The organism is Rhodanobacter spathiphylli B39 (assembly GCF_000264295.1).
Classification (GTDB): domain Bacteria; phylum Pseudomonadota; class Gammaproteobacteria; order Xanthomonadales; family Rhodanobacteraceae; genus Rhodanobacter; species Rhodanobacter spathiphylli.
Genome location: NZ_AJXT01000034.1, coordinates 1 through 23,149, shown reverse-complemented (window position 1 = coordinate 23,149; position 23,149 = coordinate 1). Strand labels below are relative to the sequence as shown.

At 67.3% G+C, this 23,149-nt stretch carries 17 protein-coding genes; 9 read left to right on the top strand and 8 right to left on the bottom strand.

Going from position 1 to position 23,149, the window contains the following annotated elements; all coding sequences use genetic code 11:
• Positions 1–5 precede the first annotated feature (5 nt).
• The gene (locus UU7_RS11355; protein WP_157582180.1) at positions 6–836 is read left to right on the top strand and encodes an outer membrane protein assembly factor BamD; all 831 of its coding nucleotides are present in this window, start codon (positions 6–8) and stop codon (positions 834–836) included.
• Positions 837–894: 58 nt separating this feature from the next.
• On the opposite strand, the gene UU7_RS11350 is transcribed toward UU7_RS11355, so the two are convergent.
• The 3 genes from UU7_RS11350 to sucC all read right to left on the bottom strand — a co-directional run bounded on the left by UU7_RS11350 (position 895) and on the right by sucC (position 4,836).
• Positions 895–2,646 carry an NAD+ synthase gene (locus UU7_RS11350; protein WP_007808375.1) on the bottom strand — a complete coding sequence of 584 codons (1,752 nt, stop codon included), beginning with the start codon at positions 2,644–2,646 and terminating at the stop codon, positions 895–897.
• 76 nt (positions 2,647–2,722) lie between these two features.
• On the bottom strand, positions 2,723–3,595 hold the full coding sequence (sucD, locus tag UU7_RS11345; RefSeq protein ID WP_007808373.1) for a succinate--CoA ligase subunit alpha: 873 nt from the start codon (positions 3,593–3,595) through the stop codon (positions 2,723–2,725).
• Positions 3,596–3,609: 14 nt separating this feature from the next.
• Complete coding sequence (gene sucC / locus UU7_RS11340; RefSeq protein WP_274378295.1) at positions 3,610–4,836, bottom strand: ADP-forming succinate--CoA ligase subunit beta; 1,227 nt, start codon at positions 4,834–4,836, stop codon at positions 3,610–3,612.
• A gap of 224 nt (positions 4,837–5,060) precedes the next feature.
• On the opposite strand from sucC, the gene UU7_RS11335 reads away from it, so the two are divergent.
• Both UU7_RS11335 and UU7_RS11330 read left to right on the top strand, forming a co-directional pair.
• Positions 5,061–6,710, top strand: coding sequence for a sensor histidine kinase (locus UU7_RS11335; protein ID WP_007808370.1), 1,650 nt, complete (start codon positions 5,061–5,063; stop codon positions 6,708–6,710).
• Between the two features lie 57 nt (positions 6,711–6,767).
• Complete coding sequence (locus UU7_RS11330; RefSeq protein WP_007808368.1) at positions 6,768–8,165, top strand: sigma-54-dependent transcriptional regulator; 1,398 nt, start codon at positions 6,768–6,770, stop codon at positions 8,163–8,165.
• A 121-nt stretch (positions 8,166–8,286) separates the two neighbouring features.
• On the opposite strand, the gene UU7_RS11325 is transcribed toward UU7_RS11330, so the two are convergent.
• The 4 genes from UU7_RS11325 to UU7_RS11310 all read right to left on the bottom strand — a co-directional run bounded on the left by UU7_RS11325 (position 8,287) and on the right by UU7_RS11310 (position 14,570).
• Entirely contained in the window at positions 8,287–9,828 is a 1,542-nt protein-coding gene (locus UU7_RS11325; RefSeq protein WP_040673330.1) for a hybrid sensor histidine kinase/response regulator, read from the bottom strand.
• Between the two features lie 103 nt (positions 9,829–9,931).
• A complete protein-coding gene (locus UU7_RS11320) occupies positions 9,932–10,378 on the bottom strand; it encodes a response regulator (protein ID WP_007808365.1) in 447 nt (148 codons plus the stop codon).
• Positions 10,375–12,168 carry a sensor histidine kinase gene (locus UU7_RS11315; protein WP_007808363.1) on the bottom strand — a complete coding sequence of 598 codons (1,794 nt, stop codon included), beginning with the start codon at positions 12,166–12,168 and terminating at the stop codon, positions 10,375–10,377. Before UU7_RS11315 ends, UU7_RS11320 begins: the two co-directional genes overlap by 4 nt.
• Positions 12,169–12,284: 116 nt before the next feature.
• Positions 12,285–14,570, bottom strand: coding sequence for a GH92 family glycosyl hydrolase (locus tag UU7_RS11310; RefSeq protein ID WP_007808361.1), 2,286 nt, complete (start codon positions 14,568–14,570; stop codon positions 12,285–12,287).
• Positions 14,571–14,707: 137 nt separating this feature from the next.
• Between UU7_RS11310 and UU7_RS11305 the strand changes: the two genes are divergently transcribed.
• The 6 genes from UU7_RS11305 to UU7_RS11280 all read left to right on the top strand — a co-directional run bounded on the left by UU7_RS11305 (position 14,708) and on the right by UU7_RS11280 (position 21,827).
• The gene (locus UU7_RS11305; RefSeq protein WP_007808359.1) at positions 14,708–15,760 is read left to right on the top strand and encodes a LacI family DNA-binding transcriptional regulator; all 1,053 of its coding nucleotides are present in this window, start codon (positions 14,708–14,710) and stop codon (positions 15,758–15,760) included.
• A gap of 21 nt (positions 15,761–15,781) precedes the next feature.
• Positions 15,782–17,110 (top strand): L-fucose:H+ symporter permease, encoded by a 1,329-nt coding sequence (fucP, locus tag UU7_RS11300; protein ID WP_007808357.1) that lies wholly within the window; start codon positions 15,782–15,784, stop codon positions 17,108–17,110.
• On the top strand, positions 17,111–18,091 hold the full coding sequence (locus tag UU7_RS11295) for a carbohydrate kinase family protein (protein ID WP_007808355.1): 981 nt from the start codon (positions 17,111–17,113) through the stop codon (positions 18,089–18,091).
• The gene (locus UU7_RS11290; protein WP_007808353.1) at positions 18,088–19,329 is read left to right on the top strand and encodes an AGE family epimerase/isomerase; all 1,242 of its coding nucleotides are present in this window, start codon (positions 18,088–18,090) and stop codon (positions 19,327–19,329) included. Before UU7_RS11295 ends, UU7_RS11290 begins: the two co-directional genes overlap by 4 nt.
• Before the next feature lie 28 nt (positions 19,330–19,357).
• Positions 19,358–21,328 carry a M1 family metallopeptidase gene (locus tag UU7_RS11285; RefSeq protein ID WP_007808352.1) on the top strand — a complete coding sequence of 657 codons (1,971 nt, stop codon included), beginning with the start codon at positions 19,358–19,360 and terminating at the stop codon, positions 21,326–21,328.
• Positions 21,329–21,581: 253 nt separating this feature from the next.
• Positions 21,582–21,827: a hypothetical protein gene (locus tag UU7_RS11280; RefSeq protein ID WP_007808351.1), complete on the top strand. Its 246-nt coding sequence runs from the start codon at positions 21,582–21,584 to the stop codon at positions 21,825–21,827.
• Between the two features lie 161 nt (positions 21,828–21,988).
• Here the strand turns inward: UU7_RS11280 and UU7_RS11275 are convergent, their stop codons facing one another.
• Complete coding sequence (locus UU7_RS11275; RefSeq protein ID WP_050981448.1) at positions 21,989–22,984, bottom strand: integron integrase; 996 nt, start codon at positions 22,982–22,984, stop codon at positions 21,989–21,991.
• Between the last annotated feature and the right edge of the window lie 165 nt (positions 22,985–23,149).

The following is a 23,149-nucleotide window of genomic DNA, read 5'->3' as shown; positions in this document are numbered from 1 at the left end:
TGCCGATGTCCAAAATGACCGTGATGAAATTGCTCGTGCTGCTGGTGGCCGCGATGTCGATGAGCGCATGCTCGATGTTCAAGTCGAAGCAGAACATCGACACGATGCCGCTGGAGGCGCTGTACGACAACGCGCACAACTCGCTGGAAAACGCAGATTACGCTGCGGCCACCAAGGCTTACCAGCGCCTGATCGCCCGCTTCCCGTCCGGCGAGTACAACGAACAGGCCCAGCTGGACCTGGCCTACTCGCAGTACAAGGACAACCAGCCCGATGATGCCCTGTCGACGGTGAACCGCTTCATCAAGACCTATCCGGCCAACAAACACGTCGATTATGCCTATTACCTGCGCGGTCTGATCAATTTCGATCGCACCGGCACCGTGCTGGAGCGCTGGTTCCCCCGCTCGGACAAGGATTCGCGCCGCGACCAGGGCTACAACCTGCAGTCGTTCGACGACTTTTCCGAGCTGTCGCGTCGTTTCCCGGACAGCGCCTATACCGCCGATGCCCGCCAGCGGATGATCTACCTGCGCAACATCCTGGCCCAGTACGAGATCAACGTGGCCGAGTTCTACCTGCGCAACAAGGCGTACGTCGCCTCCGCCGACCGTGCCCAGTACGTGGTCGAGCATTACCAGCAGGCGCCGCAGACCGGCGACGCCCTGGCCATCCTTACCCGCAGCTACCTGGCGCTGGACCAGAAGGCGCTGGCCGAGCAGAGCCGCCAGGTGCTGGCCATGAACTACCCGAATCACCCCTACCTCACCGACGCCAAGTGGCCGCATGCACCGTCCACCCTGCGCAAGATGGTGCCGTTCTCGGGCCATCACTGAGTCGAGGCGAATGCAGCAGGAAAGCCGGCGAGCGATCGCCGGCTTTTTTCATGCCCGCTCAATGCCAGCCGGAAGTGATCGGATAACGTCGTTCGCGCCCAAACGCGCGGGTGGTCACGCGGGGCCCCGGAGCGGATTGCCGGCGCTTGAACTCGTTCAGCAGCACCAGCCGCACCACCCGGCGCACCGTCTCGGCCGCAAAGCCCTGCGCCACGATCTCCGCCTGCGACTGCTCGCGCTCGATGAAACGCTCGAGGATCGCGTCCAGTTCGTCATAGGCCGGCAGCGAGTCCTGGTCGGTCTGGTTGTCGCGCAACTCGGCGGAGGGCGGGCGTTCGATGACCTCGGGGGGAATGGTCCAGGAGCGGGAAACAGGGAACGGGGAACGGGGAACATCGGCGGTGATGCGATCCGGGACAACCCGGCTGGAATCCGCACCCGAAGCGCGTCCGCCAGATAGTCCCGGATAGCTCACGTTCCCCGTTCCCCGCTCCCTGTTCCCCGCCTCATTGCGCCACCGGGCCAGCCGATACACCACGGTCTTGTAGACATCCTTCAGCGGTGCATAGGCACCGCACATGTCGCCGTACAAGGTGGCGTAGCCCACCGCCATCTCGCTCTTGTTGCCGGTGGCCAGCAGCAGCCGGCCATGCTTGTTGCTCAGCGCCATCAGCATCACGCCGCGGGTGCGCGACTGCAGGTTTTCCTCGGTGGTGTCCGCGGGCTTGCCGGAGAACGCGGGAGTCAGCGCGTCGACGAACGAGCGGTAGGTCGGTTCGATGTCGATCACGTGATAGTCGACGCCGAGTTTCTCCGCCTGCACGCGCGCGCCGTCCAGCGACAGCTGCGAGGTGTAGCGCGTGGGCATCATCACCGCGGTGACACGGTCGGCGCCCAGCGCGTCCACCGCCAGTGCCAATGTCAGCGCCGAGTCGATGCCGCCGGACAACCCCAGCAGCACGCCGGCAAAGCGGTTCTTGTCGATGTAGTCGCGGGTGCCGCGCACCAGGGCGGCGTACAGCGTGGCCTCCGGTGATTCGTCGACCGCGGCCGGCCAGTCCTGCGCCGCAAGCGTGCGCGTGGCCGGATCGAATTCGGCCCACAGCAACGCATCGACGAAAGCCGGGGCGCGCGCGGCAATCGAACCGTCGCCATTGACCAGCATCGAACTGCCGTCGTAGACCACCTCGTCCTGCCCGCCCACCAGGTTCAGGTAGGCGATCGCGCAACCGGTTTCCCGCGCCCGCGCCTGCAGCACTGCCTCGCGCTCCACCTGCTTGCGCGCGTCCCACGGCGAGGCGTTGATCACCACGATCAGCTCGGCGCCCGCGGCGGCGGCCTGCGCCGCCGGCTCGGCTTGCCACACGTCCTCGCAGATCAGCAGGCCGACGCAGATCCCCTCGATCACCGTGGTGGTCGAGGCATGACCCGGGCGGAAATAGCGCTTGTCGTCAAACACGCCGTAATTCGGCAGCGCCTGCTTGTGCGCGGTGCACTCGACCCGGCCGTCACGCAGCACGCTGGCGGCGTTGAACACCTCGCCCTCGCTGTGCGGATGACCGACCAGGGCGGCGACGCCGTGGGTCGCTGTCGCCAGCGCCGCCAGCTCGCTGTCGCAGGCGGCGAGGAAACTCGGCCGCAGCAGCAGATCCTCGGGTGGATAGCCGCTCAGGGTCAGCTCGGGAAACGCCACCAGTGCGGCGCCGCCAGCGCGTGCGCTGGCGATGAGCTCGCCGACCCTGGCGGCATTCGCCGCCACCGCACCGACCGAAAAATCGTGTTGGGCCAGTGCCAGACGCAGCCTTGCCATGTAGCGTGTGCTCCTGAAATGACGAAGGCCGCGACATGGGTCGCGGCCTTCGCATTTTAGAGCAGTCGGTACTGACTTACTTCATCAGCTTCGCGAGCGTCTTGCCCAGGTCGGCCGGCGACTTCACCGTGGTGACGCCGGCCTTCTCCAGCGCGGCGAACTTCGCCGCGGCGGTGCCCTTGCCGCCGGAGATGATCGCGCCGGCATGGCCCATGCGCTTGCCGGCCGGGGCCGAGGCGCCGGCGATGAACGAGACCACCGGCTTCTTGACGTATTCGCCGATGAACTCGGCGGCGTCTTCCTCGGCACTGCCGCCGATCTCGCCGACCATGATGATGCCTTCGGTCTGCGGATCGTCCTGGAACAGCTTCAGGCAGTCGATGAAGTTGAGGCCGTTGATCGGGTCGCCGCCGATGCCGATCACCGTGCTCTGGCCGAGGCCTTCGTTGGTGGTCTGGAACACCGCCTCATAGGTCAGCGTGCCGGAGCGCGAGACCACGCCGACCCGGCCCTTGCTGTGGATGTGACCGGGCATGATGCCGATCTTGCATTCGCCGGGGGTGATGATGCCGGGGCAGTTCGGCCCGATCAGCACGATCTCCGGATGCTGCTGCAGCACGTTCTTCACGCGCAGCATGTCCAGCACCGGGATGCCTTCGGTGATCGCCACGATGGTCTTGATGCCCGCGTCGATCGCCTCGAGGATCGAGTCGGCCGCGAACGGCGGCGGCACGAAGATGACGGAGGCGTCGGCGCCGGTTTCCAGCACCGCTTCATCGACCGAGTTGAACACCGGCAGGCCGATGTGCTCGGAACCGCCCTTGCCCGGGGTCACGCCACCGACAACCTTGGTGCCATAGTCGATGCACTGCTGTGCATGGAAGGTGCCTTGCTGGCCGGTGAAGCCCTGCACCAGCACCTTGGTGTCTTTGTTTACGAGAACGCTCATGTTTCGATTGCTCCTCAGGCCTTGGCCGCAGCCACGGCTTTCTGCGCCGCGTCGTTGAGATCATCCGCCGGCGTGATCGCCAGGCCGGAGTTGGCCAGCAGTTCGCGGCCCTGATCGACATTGGTGCCCTGCAGGCGCACCACCACGGGAATCTTCAGGCCCACTTCCTTGACCGCGGCGATGATGCCCTCGGCGATCATGTCGCAGCGGACGATGCCGCCGAAGATGTTGACCAGGATGCAGTTGACCTTGTCCGAGGAGGTGATCAGCTTGAACGCCTCGGTCACCCGCTCCTTGGTAGCGCCGCCGCCCACGTCGAGGAAGTTGGCCGGCTCGCCGCCCGCCAGCTTGATCACGTCCATGGTGGCCATCGCCAGGCCGGCGCCGTTGACCATGCAGCCGATGTTGCCGTCCATCGTCACGTAGTTGAGGTTGCTCTGCTGCGCGGCGGCTTCGGCGGCGTCTTCCTGGGTCAGGTCGCGCATCGCGGCCAGGTTCGGGTGACGGTATTCGGCGTTGTCGTCGGAGTTGACCTTGCCATCCAGCGCGGCCAGGTTGCCGTCTTCCAGCACGGCCAGCGGGTTCAGCTCGACCAGGGCCAGGTCCTGCTCGTTGAACAGCTTGTACAGGCCCAGCATGATCTTGGTCAGCTGGTTGACCTGCTTGTTGTTGAGGTCCATCGCGAAACCGAGCTGGCGGCACTGGTACGGCTGCAGCCCTTCGACGAAGTCGACCACGATGGTGTGGATGTCTTCGGGGGTCTCTTTCGCCACCTGCTCGATGTCCACGCCGCCGTGCTTGGAGGCGATGAACGAGACGGCCTTGGAATCGCGATCGACCAGGATCGACAGGTACAGCTCGCGGGCGATGTCGGTCGCGTCGGTCACCAGCACCAGGTTCACCGGCAGCGCGCGGCCGGCCGACTGGTAGGTTTCCATGTGGGTGCCCAGCATGCCCTTGGCGGCGGCGCGCACGTCGTCGAAGCTGCGGCAGAACTTGACGCCGCCGGACTTGCCGCGGCCGCCGGCGTGGATCTGCGCCTTGACCATCCACTGGGAACCGCCGAGCGCCTTGGCGGCATCGACGGCGGCGTCGGGGGAGTTGGCGACCTTGCCCGGCGGCACGGCAATGCCGTACTGCGCGAACAGTTCTTTGGCCTGGTATTCGTGGAAATTCATTCGATACCTCGAGCGAACGGAAAAACGATGGCGGCCGCACGCGTGTCGTGATGCGTGGGTCAGGAAGGTCGGACGGCGGAGGAGTGCGCTGCCGGAGGCAGTGCGCCTGCCGGATGGAGCCGGGCATACCGCGCCATGCGGCCGCCCATTTTCGCGGAAGCCGGCCCCGATGGAAAGGGCCGCCTGCCCGAAACGGCCGCGCGGCCCGCTCCCACGCGCTTTCGCGGTGGCTCACAGCGCCAATCAGCCCGTCTATACTCGCCCGGAATCGCCAGGGAGTAGCCCAAGTGCCCAACAGCGCCCCGTTCGTCGCCACCCCTGCCGCCACTGCGACGATTCGCCACGAGCTGTCGTTCCTCAACGCGTTCCGGGTGGTGCAGGCGCTGGTCTACGCGGGCCTGGCCTTCAGTCCGCCGGGGCTGGGCTGGCCGCAACTGAACGCCCCCGACCTCGCCCATGGCATGGTCACCCTGTATCTGGTGTTCGCCCTGGTCATGCTGCTGTTGAACCGGCGCAGCATGCCCCACGCCCTGGTCGTGGTGGGTGCAACGCTGGTGGTGGACATCGCCGTGGCGGTGATGGCGATCGCCGCCATGCACGACGCCCGCATCGGCATCGCGATGATGCTGGCGGTGAACCTCAGTGCCGGCGCCCTGATCCTGCCGCTGCGACTGTCCAGCTTCTTCGCCGCGCTGGCCACGCTGGGCATTCTGGGCCACACCTTTTTCGGCGATTCGGCGAGCAATCCCGGCGACCGGGACCTGCTGGAGGCAGGGCTGTTCGGCCTGGCCTATTTCGCCACCACCAGCCTGTGCAACGTGCTGGGCCGCCAGCTGCGCGCCACCGAGGCGCTGGCCGAGCAGCGCAGCACCGACCTGGCCAACCTGGCCCAGGTCAACGAGCTGATCATCCGTCGCATGAAGACCGGCGTGCTGCTGGTCGACGATGCCAACCGCATCCACCAGATCAACGAGTCCGCCTGGATGCTGATGGGCAACCCCGGCGCCGACCAGCGCGACCTGGGCCAGCTGGCGCCCGAGCTGTCGCGCCGCCTGTACCACTGGATGACCTCGGGCAAGCTGGACGAGACCGCCACCCAGCTCGCCGACGGCGTGCCCGAGGTGGTGCCGCGCTTCACCCGGCTGGCGCCGAACGACGACTCCCACGTGCTGATCTTCCTCGACGACACCTCGCTGCTGTCGCGGCGCGCCGAGGAGCTCACGCTGACTTCGCTGGGCCGGCTGTCCGCCTCGATCGCGCACGAAATCCGCAACCCGCTGGCGGCGATCCGCTACTCCGCGCAGCTGCTGGCCGAATCGGACAGCATGGATGCCACCGACCAGCGCATGGTGGAGATCATCAACAACCACTGCATCCGGCTCAACGAGATCATCGAGAACATACTGCAGCTGTCGCGCCGCGAGCGCTCGCGGCCGGAAACGCTGGACCTGGGCCACTGGGCCCAGGCCTTCGTCGAGGAGTACGTGCAGGGCAACGACCTGGGCGCCGATTCGCTGCGGGCGATCGCCAGCAGCGGCACGCCGGTGGCTGCGGTGGCCGACCCGCAGCAGTTGCAGCAGGTGGTGTGGAACCTGGTGCAGAACGCGCTGCGCTACGGCCGCCTGCCCGGCGAGCCGGCGCGGGTGATGGTGGTGACCCGCCAGGGCGAACACGGCGTGCCGATCCTGGAAGTGATCGACCGCGGCCCCGGCATCGCGCCCAAGGTGGCCGCGCAGATCTTCGAGCCGTTCTACACCACCCACGAATACGGCACCGGGCTGGGCCTGTATCTCGCGCGACAGATGAGTGATGCGAACCAGGCGGCGCTGGAGTACGTGCGGGTGGCCGGTGGCGGCAGCTGCTTCCGGCTGGTGCTGACGCCGCCGGCCCGCAGCCCGGCGGAAACCAGCGAGGTGGCGCAGACCGCCACGCGTTGACCTTTTGCCCCGCCCTAGTACCCTTCAACAGCCTGCTTCGGGAAACATGGATCTCCTATGACCGCACAGACCGTACTGGTCATCGACGATGAACGCGACATTCGCGAGCTGCTGACGATCACGCTGGGCCGCATGGACCTGCAGGTCGACGCAGTGGGTACGGTCGGCGATGCACGCCGCGCCCTGGCCGAGCGCACGTACGATCTCTGCTTCACCGACATGCGCCTTCCCGACGGCAACGGACAGGAAGTGATCGAGCTGATCGCCAGCGAACATCCGGACATGCCGGTGGCGATGATCACTGCCTATGGCAACGTCGACGCCGCAGTCAACGCACTGAAGGCCGGTGCCTTCGACTTCGTCTCCAAGCCGGTCGACATCCAGATGCTGCGCGGACTGGTCCGCACCGCCCTGCGCCTGGCCGAGGAAAAGCGCAACGGCGGCGCGACTGCCGCGCCCGGCGATGGCGGCAACCGGTTGATCGGCGATTCGGCGGCGATGCAGCAGGTGCGCGCCACCATCGGCAAGCTCGCGCGCAACCAGGCGCCGGTCTACATCGCCGGCGAATCCGGCGTGGGCAAGGAACTGGTTGCCCGGCTGATCCACGAGCAGGGTCCCCGCGCCAGCGGCCCGTTCGTGCCGGTCAACTGCGGCGCGATTCCGTCCGAACTGATGGAAAGCGAGTTCTTCGGCCATCGCAAGGGCAGCTTCACCGGCGCCAGCGCCGACAAGGAAGGCCTGTTCCAGGCCGCCCAGGGCGGCACGCTGTTCCTCGACGAGGTGGCCGAGCTGCCGCTGCACATGCAGGTGAAACTGCTGCGCGCCATCCAGGAAAAGGCGGTGCGCCCGATCGGCGGCCGCGACGAGATCCCGGTCGACGTGCGCATCCTCTCGGCCACCCACAAGAACCTGGGCCAGCTGGTCGAGCAGGGCCAGTTCCGCCAGGACCTGTTCTACCGCATCAACGTGATCGAACTGCGCGTGCCGCCGCTGCGCGAGCGCCGTGGCGACGTGCCGCAGCTGTCGGCCTTCATCCTCAAGGCGCTGGCCGGCAAGAGCGGCGAGCCGGTGGGCCAGCTGGCGCCGGCCGCACGCGATGCACTGGCCGCCTACGACTTCCCCGGCAACGTGCGCGAGCTGGAGAACGTGCTCGAACGCGCGATGGCGATGTGCGACGGCCACACCATCGAGGCGGTCGACCTGATGCTGCCCCAGCGCAGCGCCCGCGTCGGCACCGAGCCACTGGCCGGCACCACCACGGCGACGGCGGCCACCCCGGTTCCCGCTGCCGCGGGCGCGGATGGCGGCCTGGACGACTACATCAGCAACCTCGAGCGGACCGCGATCGTCAAGGCGCTGGAAGAATCCCGGTACAACAAGACCGCGGCCGCCCGCAAACTCGGCATCACCTTCCGCGCGCTGCGCTACAAGCTCAAGAAGCTGGGTATCGACTGAAGGCTGGAGACCGCGCGAGCGCGCCCGGTGCGCGATGAACCCGCGCGTTGCGCGGGTTCGCTCCGCAAACGTTTCCGCAAGCGCCACTCACGAGCACGGGAACCGCGACCGGCGGACGCGCTCAAGCGGTGCCGGAGCTCGCCGCATTGAGCGCCTTGCGCAGGCTGCGCAGCAACACCTGGGTGGTGACCGGCTTCTCGACCAGGTGCAGGTGTTGCAGCGGCGGCAGTTCCTGCATGTCCGGCACCGCGCCCGGACGGGTCAGCAGGATCACCGGGCCGGCATAGCCCTGATCGATCAGCGCCGACAGCGTGCGCACGCCGGTGAACAGGTTCATGTCCGCATCCAGCACCACCAGGTCGGGCAGGCCGCCAGCCTCGATCCACTGCAATGCAGCCGTACCGCTCTGGCTGGCGTGCGCCTGGTAGCCATAGGCGTCCAGCGTGTCGGCCAGCAGGGACAACTGGCCAGCCTCCTCCACCACCACCAGGACCCGCTCGGCCGCGCCTTCCAGCTCGTCGTCGTCCCCGGCGCCCAATGCGTCGGACACGACTTCCTCCAGCGGGATATACAGGTCGAAGCGGGTGCCGCGGCCCGGCTCGCTCTCCACCCGCATCACGCCGCCGTGGCTGCCCACGATGCGCTTGCATGACAGCAGCCCGAGGCCGGTGCCGGTTTCCTTGGTGGTGAAGAACGGCTCGAACATGTGCTCCAGCACGGCCGGCTCCATGCCCGGTCCGTCATCCTTCACGCTGATGCACAGGTAGCGTCCATTGCGCGGCTGCTCCTCGGGCAGGAAGAAGTCATCGTCCAGCGTGGTCTGCGACGTCTCGATGTGCAGCTTGCCGCCATCGGGCATCGCCTGGATCGCATTCAGGCAAAGATTGAGCAGGCATTGCTGCAGCTCGGTGTGATTGCCCTCGAACGACAGTTCCGGGTCGTCGATGACCAGTTCCATCGCCACGCTGCGGGGCACGCTGCCCTGCATCAGCAGATCGAACGCGCTGAACAGGGTGCCCAGCTTCACCTGCTCCGCGCGACGGGCGCCGCGGGCGAACGACAGCATCGAGTGCACCATGTCCAGCCCGCGCCGGCCGCAATCGCGCACCAGCTTGCCCAGTCGTGCCAGGCGCGGATCGTCCTGGTAGTCCTGCAGGCTGTCGCCGGCCAGCAACAGGGGTTGCAACAGGTTGCGCAGGTCGTGGCTGAGGCCGCCGGCCAGCATCGCCAGGCTCTCGAAGCGCTGCGCCCGGATCAGCTCCGACTCGGCGCGACGATTGGCCCGATGCGCCTCCGCCTCGTCCAGCGCGCGCCGCACCGCGCTCGCCAGCCGCGCCGGATTCTGCTTCAGGATGTAATCCGTCGCGCCGTTGCGCAGCGCACCGATCGCCGCCTCCTCGCCCAGCGTCGCCGAAACGAAGATGAAGGGGGTGTCCTCGTCGCGCTGACGCAGCAGCTCCAGCGCACGCATGCCGGAAAACCCGGGCATGCTCAGATCGGACAGCACGATGTCCGGGTGGAATTCTTCGAGCGCCGCAAGATAGCGCTCCTCGTCGTCGACCAGGCGCACCTCGTAGGCGATCGCGTCGGCGTCGAGCTCGGCCAGCACCAGCTCGGCATCGAGCTCGCTGTCCTCGACCTGCAGGATGCGCACGGTCGGCATGTTTCGCTGCTGCCGGTTTGGCATGGTGTTCCTCGTTCCTTTCCTTGCCCTGACATCGCGACGGCCGTTCGGCCGTCACGGGGGTATCGCTCCACGGTTTCGTTCAGCCGTTTTCCGGCGCCTGGTTCAACAGGGCCCAGAACTGGCCCAGCGTGCGCACCGCATCGAAAAACTGGTCGACGTCGACCGGCTTGATCACGTAGGCGTTGGCGCCAAGATCCCAACTGCGCGCCAGGTCGCTTTCCTCGCGCGACGAGGACAGGATCACCACCGGGATGCGTCGCACCCGCTCGTCGGCGCGCATCGCGGTCAGCACGTCCAGCCCGTTCATCCGGGGCATCTTGATGTCCAGCAGCACCACCGCCGGGTTGCCCGGTTCGCGCCCGGCCCACGCGCCGCGCTGGAACAGATAGTCCATGCATTCCACGCCGTCCTCGACGTGCACCACCGGGTTGGCCAGATGCGCCTCGCCCAGTGCATCCATCGCCATCTCGGCGTCCGCCATGCTGTCTTCGACCAGAAGAATCGTGCGCAGGTCTTTCCTGTTCATGCTTCACTCCCGGTGCTTGCGCCTGCCGCGTCGGTAGCCGGCAGGGAAAAATGAAAATGGGCGCCCTGGCCTGGCTCGGCCTCGGCCCAGACCCGGCCACCGTGGCGGGCCACGATGCGCCGCACGTTGGCCAGCCCGATGCCGTTGCCCGGAAACTCCGAAGCGCGATGCAGGCGCTGGAACACGCCAAACAGCTTGTCCGCGTACTGCATGTCGAAGCCCGCGCCGTTGTCGCTCACGGTGAATTCGTAATTGCCGTGGCGCCCCTGCCGCACGCTCACCTCGATCTTCGCCACCTCGCACTGTCCGGTGTATTTCACCGCATTGCCAAGCAGGTTCTGCCACACCGTGCGCAACATGTTCTCGTCACCGATCACCATCGGCAACGGCGCGATCGTCCACACGATGCGCCGCCCCTCGGTGCCCGACTCGGCCAGCGCGCGGGCCTCGTCGACCAGCGACTGCATGTCCACCCCCTGCAGCCGCAAGGCGCCGCGGCCGAGTCGCGAGAACACCAGCAGGTCGTCGATCAGCAGCGCCATGCGCTGCGCCGAGTCGCCGATGACGGCCAGATAATGCGCCGATTTCTCGTCGATGCGCTCGCCCAGTTGCTGCTCCAGCTTGCGCGCAAAACCGGCGATGTGGCGCAGCGGCGCGCGCAGGTCGTGGGAAACCGAATAGCTGAACGCCTCCAGCTCGCGGTTGACATCGGAAATCTGGGTGACCTTGCCCTCGAGCTGGCGGTTGAGCTCGTTCACCTGGTGCTCGGCCAGCGCACGGGTGGTGACGTCGCTGACCGTCAGCAGCAGCGCCGGCACGTCGCTGTCCTGCTGCTGCAGGCGCCGCGCATTGATCACCACGTTCCGCTCCATGCCGTCGGCGGTGCGCTGGATCATGTCGTAGTCCCACAGTTCGCGGTCACGCAGCAGCACGTCGTTCAGGCGCTGCAGCAGCACGCTGTCGCGCCACGCGCCGTCGCCGATCTCGGTCAACGGCACGGCGCTTTCCGCCGGGTCCAGTCCGTACAGTTCGCCGAAGGCATTGTTGACCAGCAGCGACTTGAGATTGCCGTCGAACAGCGCGATCGGCTCGCGCACGGCCTGGAAGATCATCCGCGAGCGCTGCACGGCCCGCCCTTCGCGACTCTCCGCCAGCCGGCGCTGGCCGATCTGCCGCTCCGACATCCACACGATCACGGCAAGCAGGAACAGCTGCGCCAGCGCGGTCACCGCAAGCACCACGCGACCGTCCGCGGCCTTCTCCCGCGCGGCCGCCTGGCGACTGGCGAGCAGGCCGTCTTCCGTGTGCACGATTTCGTCGATCTCCGCGCTGACCCCGAACAGATCGCCGGCACTGCGCAGCGACTGCCGCGCGCCTTCAACATCGCCGCGGGCAATTCTTGCCCGGGCTTCCTTCATCAGGACGATGCGACCGGTCAGCGCATTGTCGAGCGCGCCGATCAGCGCCTGCTGGTCCGGGTTGTCCCGCGTCATCGCCCGCAACTGGCGGATCAACGCGGGAATCTGCTGGTCGGCGGCCAGCGCACGCCGTTGCGTCGGCTGGTCGGCATCACCGGCCAGCAGGCGATAACTGGCGCTCTCGCCATCGCGCGCCAGATACGCCAGCTGATAGGTCACCGCCTTGATCTCGCTGGAATGGGCGACCCACGCGGCCGCCCGCTGCGTGTCCTCGATGCTGGTCCGGGTCACCGCATAGGGCAGCGCCACGATGACCAGTACGGCCAGCAGCAGGCCGGCCGTGCGCCAGCGCGGAAGTGCACTTTCTTTCATCCGGCCAGCAACCTCGATCGACCGCCACCGCTGGGCATTCCGGTCATTCTTGCATGTTTGCGCGACGACCAGAGCGCCGCCGATGCGCCCTGCCGCGCTTCACATTGGCACGACAATCAGTGTGTTGCAGACGACTGTCCGGCGGGCCGGGCCTGCATGGTGAAGTGCAGTTCGCCGCCGGCCACGATCTGGCCGTGGCGCAGCATCGGCCGGTCCAGCGGCCGGCCGTTCAACGTCACCGAGCCCACGTAGGGATGCGCGTCATCCAGCGGCGCGGCGGTGACCGTGAAGGTTCGGCCGCCACCCAGGTGGATCGTCGCGCGCGCCACGAATGGCCGGCCGAGTGCGTACTCGTCGCTGCCCGGCGTGACCGGATAGAAACCCAGCGCGGTGAACACGTACCAGGCCGACATCTGGCCAAGATCGTCGTTGCCGGAGAGGCCATCCGGTCGCGCCGCGTACTGGCTGTCCATGATCTGCTTCAGCCGCTGCTGGGTCTTCCACGGCGCGCCCGCGTAGTCGTACAGGTAGGCGATGTGATGGCTGGGTTCGTTGCCGTGGGCATACCAGCCGATCAGGCCGGTGATGTCCTCGACATGCTTGAAGTGCGCCGGATCGACCCTGGCGTCGAACAGCGCATCGAGCTTGTCCACGAACTTCGCCTCGCCGCCCATCGCGGCGACCAGGCCGGGCACGTCCTGCGGCACGTACCACGAATACTGCCAGGCGTTGCCTTCGGTGAAGTCGCTGCCGTAGCCCGCCGCGGTGGGGTCGAATGGCGCGCGGAACGTGCCGTCGGCAAGCCGGGCACGCATGAAGCCGGTCTGCGGGTCCCACGCGTTCTTCCAGTTGCCGGCGCGTCGTTCGAAGGTGGCCGCGACATCAGTCTTGCCCATCGCCTTCGCCATCTGCGCCAGCGACCAGTCGTCGTAGGCGTATTCGAGCGTCTTCGAGGCGCCTTCGGGTTCCCTGTCGATCGGCACGTAACCGAGCTTCATGTAATCGGCCAGATCCCCGTATGGCGCGTAGGTGGCGCTGGCCACCATCGCCTGCAGCGCCTTGTCCGCATCGAAGCCGCGCACGCCCTTGATGTACGCGTCGGCGATCACCGGCACCGCGTGGTAGCCGATCATGCACCAGGTCTCCAGGCCCTGGTACGCCCACACCGGCAGGATGCCGAACGGGCTGGCCTCGCGCGCGGCGATCAGCGAGCGGATGAAGTCGGTGCTGCGCTGGGGATTGAGCAGCACCATCAGCGGCTGCTGCGCCCGATACACGTCCCACAGCGACCAGGTCGAGTAGAACTCGTAGCCGTCCGCCTTGTGCACGGCGTGGTCGGGGCCGCGGTAGTCGCCGTTGACGTCCATGCTCAACGTGGGCGACAGCATGGCGTGGTACAGCGCGGTGTAGAACTGCGTGCGGGCGGTCTTCGGCGCGTCGATGTCGACCACCGCCAGCGCCTTGTCCCACGCGGCCGTGGCCTCCGCGCGGCGGGCATCGAAATCCCAGCCTGCGCCGTCGTGGTCGAGGTTGCCGATCGCGTTCGCCTCGCTCACCGTGGAGATCGCCACCTTCACTTCCAGCGGCCGCTTCAGCTTGCCGAAGTCGAACACGCCGACCAGGGCGCGGCCGTTCTGCGCGTCGTGATCCGCGGCCTGGTTGCCCGGGCCGGCGAAGCCCTTGTAGGTCGCGTCGGTCTCGCGGTTCAACAACTCGCGCGAGGTCATCGGCTGCGAGAAACGCATCGCGAAACACAACTCGCGTCCCGGCGCCCAGCCGTGGGTGGTGCGGCAGCCGGTGACCGTGCCGTCGTCACGCACGCGCAGACTGGCCCAGAGGACCTTGCCGGCGTAGTCGTAGATGCTCGGGCGCAGGTCCAGCAGCAGGTGCGCCGGCTTGCCGGCCGGGAAGGTGTAGCGATGCCAGCCGATCCGGCGCCCCGCGGTGAGTTCGGCGCGCACGCCGTAATCGCTCAGGGTCACCGCGTAGTAGCCGGCCTGCACCACTTCGCTGTCGTGCGAGAAGCGCGAGCGGTAGCCGCTGCCGGGCGTGGCCGGATCGCCGGGGTCCAGCCGCACGTCGCCGGCGATCGGCATCACCAGCGCGTCGCCCAGGTCCGAATGGCCGGAACCGGAGAAGTGGGTGTGCGAGAAACCCAGGATGCTGCTGTCGCCGTACTGGTAGCCGGCGGCCCATTTGTACGCATGCTTGAAGTCCGGCATCGCGGTGTCCGGCGACAGCTGGATCATCCCGAACGGCACCGTGGCGCCGGGAAAGGTGTGGCCGTCGCCGCCGGTGCCGATGCGTGGATCGACCGCGCCGGCGTGGCCCGGCGTGGCCATGGCAAGAGCCGGAGCGAAGGCGGTCGCGACGACCAGCGGAATCAGCCAGGGACGGGGCATGGGGCGGCTCTCCGGAAAATTTGGATCGTTCCAAATGCGGCACGCTAGCATCGCAGCGGCCTCCGCGCATGCTGCGGCGCAGGATGGCGGAGCGGGAGAATCGGCTACATTTGGATCGTTCCAAACCAGGGCCTCCGATGGACCGCGCCACCCCGATCCGCCGCAAGATCACCCTGGTCGACATCGCCGCCGGCTGCGGCGTGTCGCGCGCCACCGTATCGCTGGTCTTGCGCAACAGCCCGCTGGTGAACAAGCGCACCCGCGCCCGCGTCGAAGAGGAGCTGCGCAAGCAGGGCTATGTCTACAACCGCGCGGCCGCCAACCTGCGTCGACAGACCTCATCGAGCATCGCCCTGGTGTTGAACGACCTGGCCAACCCGTTCTTCGCCGAATTCGCCGCCGGCGTGGACGAGGCGCTGGCCGCCGCCGGCTTCGTCACCCTGCTCGGCTGCACCAGCGAATCGCCGCAGCGCGAGCAGGCCGTGCTGGAATCGCTGATCGAACACGGCCCGGCCGGGATCATCCTGTCGCCCGCCGAAGGCAGCAGCGCCGCCCAGGTGCTGGCCGCGGTGGGTGCGCGCACGCCGGTGCTGCTGTTCAACCGCGAACTCGGCGGCGACCTGCCTGAATACGCCCACTGGGACTCGCTGGCGCTGGACAACCGCCACGGTGCGCAACTGGCCACCGAACACCTGATTGCCCAGGGCCATCGCCGGATCGCCTTCTTCGGCGGCCACAAGGATTCCAGTTCCTGCCGGCAACGCCATGCCGGCTACGTCGATGCGCTGCAGGCGGCCAAGCTGTCGATGGCGCCGTCATGGCGAGTCGAGTGCGCTCCCACGCGCGTCGATGCGGCCGCCGCCACCGCCAGCCTGTTCGCTGCCGAACCGGCGCCCACCGCCGTGGTTTGCTACAACGACGCGGTGGCGATGGGCCTGATGCTCGGGCTGAACCGTCGCGGCCTGCGGCCCGGCCACGACGTGGCGCTGACCGGCTTCGACGACATCGCCGAAGCCGCGCTGTGCATGCCTGCGCTGACCACGCTCACCGCCATGCCGCGGGCGCGGGGCCGGCAAGCGGCCGACATGCTGTTGCAACGCCTGCGCGAACCGGGCGCCGAAACACGTCGCACCATCGCCTCCGTGCAACTGGTCACCCGCGCCAGCAGTTGCCCGCCACCTTCCATCTGACCCCAGCCCTCAGGAAACGCCATGGCCCTTGCCGCCCCGACCCAAGCCGCCGCCAGTCCCGGCGGGAAACGCGAGCCCTACACCCCCTACCCGATGGCGCTGGGCGTGCTCACCACCATCTTCTTCATGTGGGGCTTCCTCACCTGCCTCAACGACATCCTGATCCCGCATCTGAAGTCGGTGTTCCAGCTCGGCTACTTCCAGGCGATGCTGGTGCAGTTCACCTTCTTCGGCGCGTACTTCCTGATGGCGCTGCCGGCCGGATGGATGGTCGCCGCGCTGGGCTACAAGAAGGGCATCGTGGCGGGACTGGCGATTGCCGGCGTGGGCGCGCTGGGCTTCTGGCCCGCCGCCACGCTGCAACTGTATCCCGCCTTCCTCGCCGCGTTGTTCGTGCTGGCCACCGGCATCACCGTGCTGCAGGTGGCGGCCAATCCCTACGTGGCGCTGCTGGGGCCGGAGCGCACCAGTTCCAGCCGGCTGACCCTGGCCCAGGCGCTGAACTCGTTCGGCACCTTCCTGGCGCCGCTGTTCGGCGGCATGCTGATTCTCTCCAGCGTGGTGAAGAGTCCGGCCGAACTGGCCGCGTTGCCGCCGGCCGAACACCTGGCCTACCAGGCACAGCAGGCGCAGGCCGTGCAGGGTCCGTACATCGGCCTGGCCGTGGTGCTGTTCCTGCTCGCCGTCTTCGTCTGGCTGTTCCGCCTGCCCGCGCTGAGCGAGGCCACCGACAGGGGCGACCACGACCGTCACAGCTTCGCCGAGGTGTTGCGCCACCCGCACGTGCTGTTCGGCGTGCTGGGCATCTTCTTCTACGTGGGCGCCGAGGTTTCGATCGGCAGCTTCATGGTGAACTACCTGTCGATGCCCGAGATCGGCCACGTCAGCGAGCAGCAGGCCGCGAAGTACGTGTCGTACTACTGGCTGGGCGCGATGATCGGCCGCTTCATCGGCTCGGCGCTGATGGCGAAGTTCTCGCCGCGCAAGCTGCTGGCCGGCTTCGCCGCGATCAATGCGTTGCTGGTGCTGACCACCATGCTCACCTCGGGCGACGTGGCGATGCTCAGCATCATCGCCATCGGCCTGTTCAATTCGATCATGTTCCCGACCATCTTCGCGCTCGGCATCGAAGGACTGGGGTCGATGACCAGCAAGGCCTCCAGCCTGCTGATCATGGCCATCGTCGGCGGCGCGATCATCCCCCCGCTGCAGGGCCTGCTCGCCGACCACATCGGCTTGCAGCACGCGTTCTTCCTGCCGCTGCTGTGCTACCTGTACATCGTGTTTTACGGCCTGCGCGGCTCGCGCATCCGCAGCCTGCCCGTCGACGCCTCGCAAAAGGGCGCCTGAATGGCCGTCCATCCCATCCTGTGCTTCGGCGAGGCGCTGATCGACCTGCACGCCGACGGCTTCGACGACCACGGTTTCGCCGCCCGCTTCGTGCCGTTCGCGGGCGGTGCGCCGGCCAACGTCGCGGTCGCCGCGGCGCGTCTCGGCGGCGCCGCCCGTTTCGCCGGCATGCTGGGGCGCGACCGCTTCGGCGACTTCCTGCTGGACAGCCTGCAGCAGGCCGGTGTCGGCACCGACGACATCGTGCGCACCGATGCGGCGAACAGCGCGCTGGCCTTCGTCACCCTCGACGCCCGCGGCGAACGCAGCTTCAGCTTCTACCGCGACAACTCGGCCGACCTGCTGTTCCGGCCGGCGCATTTCCGCGCCGACACGTTCCGCGACATCGCCGTGTTCCACGTCTGCTCCAACAGCATGACCGACCCCGCGCTGGCCGGAACCACCCGCGAAGGCATGCAGCGCGCACACGGCGTCGGCGCCCTGGTCAGCTTCGACCTCAACCTGCGTCCGGCGCTGTGGCCGCGCGACAGCGATCCCCGCCCGCTGCTGTGGCCCGCGTTGCACCTGGCCGACGTGGTGAAGCTGTCGGCCGAGGAATTCGCCTGGCTGGCGGTCGACGGCGAACAGGCCGCGCTGGACCGCCTGTGGCTGGGCCGCACCCGGCTGGTGGTGGTGACCGACGGCGGGCAGCCGCTGCGCTGGTTCCACCCGGACGCCGAGGGCGAGCTGCCGTGCTACCCGGTCGAGGTGGTCGACAGCACCGCCGCCGGCGATGCCTTCGTCGGCGGCCTGCTGTGCTGCCTGGCCGAACTCGAAGCGGGCGCCGAACGACTCGATCACCTGGTGACCGAACTGCCGCGCCTGCACGCGATGTTGCGCTTCGCCGCCGCCTGCGGCGCGCTGACCGTCACCCGCCAGGGTTCGTTCGCCGCGATGCCGCGGGGCGACGAGGTGCTGGCCTTCATGGAACAGCAGGCATGAACGGCAGTCCCGATCTCCCTTCCGCCGATTTCCGTTCCGCCGGGTTCCTGCGCGGACACATCGCGCAGACGATGGCCTTCTACCACCCGCGCGCGATCGACCCGCAGGGCGGCTTCTTCCACTACTTCCGCGACGACGGCACGATCTACGACCGCAGCCACCGGCACCTGGTCAGCAGCACCCGCTTCGTCTTCAACTACGCGATGGCGGCGATCGAGTTCGGCGACGACGCGACGCTTCGAGGCGAGTACCTCGACGCCGTCCGCCACGGCCTGCGCTACCTGCGCGAGGTGCATCGCGATCCGGCCAGCGGCGGCTACGCCTGGACCATCCGCGACGGCCAGCCGGAAGACCGCACCAACCATGCCTACGGCGTCGCCTTCGTGCTGCTCGCCTGCGCCAGCGCGGTGAAAGCCGGCATCGCCGAAGCCGCCGCCTGGATGGACGAAACCTGGAACCTGCTCGAACAGCGCTACTGGGATGCCGACGCCGGGCTGTACCGCGACGAGGCCGACGCCGACTGGCACTTCAGCGACTACCGCGGCCAGAACGCGAACATGCACCTGTGCGAGGCGATGCTGGCCGCCTACCAGGCCAGCCGCGAGCCACGCTACCTCGATCGCGCATACACCCTCGCCGATCACATGACCCGTCGCCAGGCCGCGCTGGCCGGCGGCCTGGTGTGGGAACACCACGACCGCGACTGGGCGATCGACTGGGACTACCACCGCGACGACCCGAAGCACCTGTTTCGCCCGTGGGGCTTCCAGCCCGGCCACCAGACCGAATGGGCCAAGCTGCTGCTGATCATGGAGCCTCTGTTGCGCGAACGCGGCTCCGCGCCGGACTGGATGCTGCCCACCGCGCAGCACCTGTTCGACACCGCGCTGGCCCGCGCCTGGGACAACGCATACGGCGGCATCTGTTACGGCTTCGCGCCGGACGGCAGCGTCTGCGACGACGACAAGTATTTCTGGGTGCAGGCCGAATCGCTGGCCGCCGCCGCCCTGCTGCACGAGCGCAGCGGACTGGCTGTCCATGACGACTGGTACGTGAAGCTGTGGGCCTACGCGTGGCAGCATTTCGTCGATCACCGCCACGGTGCCTGGTACCGCATCCTCACCCGCGACAACCGCAAGTACGACGACGAAAAGAGTCCCGCCGGCAAGACCGACTACCACACGATGGGCGCCTGCCACGAGTTGCTGGCGCTGATCCGTCGCGGTGGCCAGCCGTAAGGCGTCTTCCCTTCCCCAAAGGCTTCGCATGAACAACCTCACGCTCACTCTGGCCGCCACCTTCGCCGCGCTTTCGCTGGCGCCCGCCTTCGCCGCCGACACCGCGCCTGCGCGCTTCGATCCCGCGCAGACGTTCGCGCCGTACAGCTACCCGCAACCGGCCAACGCCTACCGCTCCGCCAGCGGCAAGCCCGGCCCGATGTACTGGCAGAACCGCGCCGACTACCGGATCAAGGCCACGCTCGATCCCGCCACCCGGCTGCTGAGCGGCAGCGAGGTAATCAGCTACACCAACCACAGCCCCGACGCGCTCGACGTGCTGTGGCTGCAGCTGGACCAGAACCGCTATCGCAAGGACGCCCGTGGCGCTTTCACCAGCACGTTCCCCACCGAATTCACCGACGGCTACAGGATCAGCTCGGTCGAGGTCGAAGACGCGCATGGCCGCACGCAACCGGTGAAGTGGATCGTCTCCGACACGCGCATGCAGGTGCAGCTGCCGACCGCGCTGAAGGCGCAGGACGGGCAGCTGAAACTGCACATCGCCTGGAGCTTCACCGTGCCCGGCGAGTTCGGCGGGCGGATGGACGTCAACCCCAGCAAGAACGGCGAGATCTTCGAGATCGCCCAGTGGTATCCGCGCATGGCCGTCTACGACGACCTGCGCGGGTGGGACACGGCGCCCTACCTCAACAGCGAGTTCTATCTGGAGTACGGTGATTTCGACTACGCGATCACCGTGCCGTGGGACATGATCGTGGCCGGCTCCGGCGAACTGCTGAACCCGCAGGACGTGCTGACCAGGACCGAGCAGCAGCGACTGGAACAGGCGCGCCGCAGCGACAAGACCGTGATGATTCGCAGCGCGGACGAAGTCACCCAGCCGTCCAGCCGTCCAAAGCAGAGCGGCACGCTGACCTGGCACTTCGCCATGCACGACACCCGCGACGTGGCGTTCGGCGCCTCGAAGGCCTTCGTGTGGGACGCGGCGCGAATCAACCTGCCCGCAGGCAAGAGCGCGCTGGCGATGTCGGTCTATCCGGCCGAAAGCGGCGGCGACGCCGCCTGGGGCCGCGCCACCGAATACCTCAAGGCCTCCACCGAATACTTCTCGAAACAGTGGTATCCGTACCCCTGGCCGGTGGCGATCAACGAAGCCGGCACCGCCGGCGGGATGGAGTATCCCGGCATCACCTTCGACCACAAGCTGGCCAAGGGCCGCAGCCTGCACATGGTGATCGCCCACGAGATCGGGCACATCTGGTTCCCGATGATCGTGGGCAGCAACGAGCGCCGCGATGCGTGGATGGACGAAGGCTTCAACACCTTCATCGACGTCTACGAGGCCGACGCGTTCAACCATGGCGAATACGCGCCCAAGCGCGACGGCGAATACGCGCCGGGCAAGGGCAATCCGGCCGACGAGATCGCCAAGGTGCTGCAGGACCAGGACGCCCCGCCGCTGCTGCTGGGCGCCGACATGGTGCCGGAGAAATACCGCCACCCGATCAGCTACTTCAAGGGCGCGTTCGGCCTGGTGCTGCTGCGCGAGCAGATCATCGGCCCGGAACGCTTCGACCCCGCCTTCCGCCGCTACATCGCCACCTGGGCCTACAAGCACCCCAGCCCGTCCGACTTCTTCCGCTTCATGGAAAGCGAGACCGGCGAGGATCTGGGCTGGTTCTGGCGCGGGTGGTTCGACCACAACTGGCAGCTCGACCTGGCCGTGCAGAAAGCCGCCTACACCGACGGCGACTACCGCAAGGGCGTCGACGTCACCGTGGCCAACCTGGACCAGTTGGTCATGCCCGCCACCCTGCAACTGGTCTACGACGACGACAGCAAGCAGGACGTGCGCGTGCCGGTGGAAACCTGGCAGCAACACCGCAGCTACGTGGTCCACGTGGATGGCACGCGCAAGCTGAAGTCCGTCACGATCGATCCGGTGCGGGCTTTGCCTGACGGCAATCGCGGCAACAACAGTTTCGCAATGCCGTAGGGGGAGCCAAGGTGTCGGTGGACAGTTTTGGTCGTGGCAGCTGGCCACGAATTGTCCCTGACAACTTTTCCGCGGTTGCCCCTGGCGTGACGAGGTTTATTCTGGTCGGTTGCTGCGGTGCCGATGCGTGGGTGCTGATGTTCAGCTCGGCGATACTTCCAATATTCCCTTCGGTGCCATCTGTAGGAGCGCACTCTGTGCGCGATGCTCTTCGCTCCCGTTGCCCAGGGAGGTCTGGAACCTCAACGAGGACATGGCCAACCTCGACGGGAACGTCCTGAGCCTCAAAGGGGAGGTCCGGAGTCCCGACGGGGAGGTCTGGAACCTCGACGAGGAGGTTCGGAACGTCAACGAGGACGTGTGCAACCTCGGCGAGGAGGCTCGGAACCTCGACGGGGACGTGCGGAACCTCGGCGTCGACGTTGTGCAGGTCCCGGTGGACCGGCAAAACCCCGGTGCAGTGGTCGATGGCCACGCCACTGGATCCAACGGGGAGTGAGCTTGCCGCCAACATCGACCAAATGAGCACGACCCTGTTCTTGCGCTGGCAAACCGCAGCCCAACGGACAACTCACGCTGGCCGACGACGGCGTGCAGCACGAAGTGGAACTCAACTGGCCCTGGGCAGGCTGATCGCGCACCGAAGCGCTCCCCAGGCGATCAACGATCCAGCGGGCTCAGCACGCCATGGCCGCCGCGGTTCAGCACATGCGTGTAGATCTGGGTGGTAGCCACATCTTTGTGGCCGAGCAGTTCCTGGATGGTGCGAATGTCGTGTCCGGCTTCAAGCAGGTGCGTGGCGAACGAATGGCGCAAGGTGTGGCAGGTGGCGGGCTTGACGATGCCGGCCCTGATCCGCGCGTTGCGCACCGCTCGCTGCAGACCGGCCTCATCCAGGTGGTGACGCCGCTGCTCGCCGTCACGCGGGTCGCGCGATAGTTGATCTGACGGAAACACGTACTGCCATCCCGGCTCGCGTGGTGCGGACGGATACTTGCGCGCCAGCGCATGCGGCAGCCACACCGCACCCAGGCCCGCCGCCAGGTCCTGCTGGTGGATCAGGCGCACCCGCTCCAGTTGTGTCTGCAGTGCCTCGCGCAGGCGCCGCGGCAACGGTACATGCCTATCCTTGCCGCCCTTGCCGTCGCGCACGCAAATCTGATTGAGCTCGAAATCCACATCCTTCACGCGCAGGCGCACGCACTCCATCAGCCGCATGCCCGACCCGTACAACAACGAGGCCATCAGGCCGAAGCGGCCATCCATCATCGCCAGCAGCCGATTCACCTCCTCACGCGAGAGCACCACCGGCACCCGCTGCGGCCGCTTCGCCCGCACCACCGTTTCCATCCACGGCAGCTCGATCGACAGCACTTCCTTGTACAGAAACAACAGCGCCGACAACGCCTGGTTCTGCGTGCCCGCCGCAACCTTGCCCTCGACGGCCAGTGTGCTCAGGAAGCCCTCGACCTCGGCCACCCCCATGTCGCGTGGGTGTCGTTTGCCGGTGGCCAGGATGAACCGCCGAATCCATCCGACATACGCCCGCTCTGTCCGCAAGCTGTAATGCTTCAAGCGCAACCGCGCATGCACCTGATCCAGCAACCGCGGTGTTTTTGCCCCCGTTACACCCTCACTTTCGCCCCGGTAACTCATACACCCTCAAAAGTCGCTGATAACAACGGCAGGATGCCCGCCCGTCACGCACCAGGCAGCCGCGCAAGACCATGATCGGACGTAGGAATTCGCCGCTTGTGCGGTCGGGAGTGGCGCCGCATACTCGGCGCAACACCCCACTATTGGGGTCTACTTAGCGTTGAA

Bases quoted from the DNA above. Each gene is read 5' to 3' on its own strand.
- UU7_RS11355 (WP_157582180.1), top strand. From the start codon at position 6: ATGTCCAAAATGACCGTGATGAAATTGCTCGTGCTGCTGGTGGCCGCG.
- UU7_RS11350 (WP_007808375.1), bottom strand. From the start codon at position 2,646: ATGGCAAGGCTGCGTCTGGCACTGGCCCAACACGATTTTTCGGTCGGT.
- sucD (WP_007808373.1), bottom strand. From the start codon at position 3,595: ATGAGCGTTCTCGTAAACAAAGACACCAAGGTGCTGGTGCAGGGCTTC.
- UU7_RS11330 (WP_007808368.1), top strand. From the start codon at position 6,768: ATGACCGCACAGACCGTACTGGTCATCGACGATGAACGCGACATTCGC.
- UU7_RS11325 (WP_040673330.1), bottom strand. From the start codon at position 9,828: ATGCCGACCGTGCGCATCCTGCAGGTCGAGGACAGCGAGCTCGATGCC.
- UU7_RS11320 (WP_007808365.1), bottom strand. From the start codon at position 10,378: ATGAACAGGAAAGACCTGCGCACGATTCTTCTGGTCGAAGACAGCATG.
- UU7_RS11315 (WP_007808363.1), bottom strand. From the start codon at position 12,168: ATGAAAGAAAGTGCACTTCCGCGCTGGCGCACGGCCGGCCTGCTGCTG.
- UU7_RS11310 (WP_007808361.1), bottom strand. From the start codon at position 14,570: ATGCCCCGTCCCTGGCTGATTCCGCTGGTCGTCGCGACCGCCTTCGCT.
- UU7_RS11305 (WP_007808359.1), top strand. From the start codon at position 14,708: ATGGACCGCGCCACCCCGATCCGCCGCAAGATCACCCTGGTCGACATC.
- fucP (WP_007808357.1), top strand. From the start codon at position 15,782: ATGGCCCTTGCCGCCCCGACCCAAGCCGCCGCCAGTCCCGGCGGGAAA.
- UU7_RS11295 (WP_007808355.1), top strand. From the start codon at position 17,111: ATGGCCGTCCATCCCATCCTGTGCTTCGGCGAGGCGCTGATCGACCTG.
- UU7_RS11290 (WP_007808353.1), top strand. From the start codon at position 18,088: ATGAACGGCAGTCCCGATCTCCCTTCCGCCGATTTCCGTTCCGCCGGG.
- UU7_RS11285 (WP_007808352.1), top strand. From the start codon at position 19,358: ATGAACAACCTCACGCTCACTCTGGCCGCCACCTTCGCCGCGCTTTCG.
- UU7_RS11280 (WP_007808351.1), top strand. From the start codon at position 21,582: ATGGCCAACCTCGACGGGAACGTCCTGAGCCTCAAAGGGGAGGTCCGG.
- UU7_RS11275 (WP_050981448.1), bottom strand. From the start codon at position 22,984: ATGAGTTACCGGGGCGAAAGTGAGGGTGTAACGGGGGCAAAAACACCG.